This window comes from Anoxybacillus sp. LAT27, from assembly GCF_022030075.1.
Lineage (GTDB): Bacteria > Bacillota > Bacilli > Bacillales > Anoxybacillaceae > Anoxybacillus > Anoxybacillus kestanbolensis.
In genome coordinates, this window is record NZ_JAIWYK010000444.1 from 1 (window position 1) to 387 (window position 387).

Genomic DNA, 387 nt, shown 5'->3' on the forward strand with positions numbered 1-387 from the left:
TCCCGCTTGAAGTAATCGCCGATCGAAAAGTTGCCGAGCATTTCAAAAAACGTATGGTGGCGCGCCGTTTTCCCGACGTTTTCGATGTCGTTGGTGCGGATCGATTTTTGCGCGTTGCAAATGCGCGGGTTTTCCGGAACGATGCGCCCGTCAAAGTATTTTTTCAACGTCGCGACGCCGCTGTTGATCCACAACAGCGACGGGTCGTCGACCGGAATGAGCGATGCGCTCGGCTCCACCGTATGGCCTTTTTCCTGGAAAAACTCTAAAAACATGCGCCGCACTTCGGCAGATGTCAGTTTCTTCATGATGATCCTCCCCTTTGTTTTTTCTATAAAAAAACTCCCATCCCTTGGCAGGGACGAGAGTTGCGCTCGCGGTACCACC

General features: G+C 52.5%; 1 protein-coding gene. It reads right to left on the reverse strand.

Going from position 1 to position 387, the window contains the following annotated elements; all coding sequences use genetic code 11:
• On the reverse strand, nucleotides 1–308 hold a 308-nt coding region (locus LD028_RS15550), incomplete at its 3' end, for an alanine--tRNA ligase-related protein (RefSeq protein ID WP_237812299.1).
• Nucleotides 309–387: the final 79 nt, after the last annotated feature.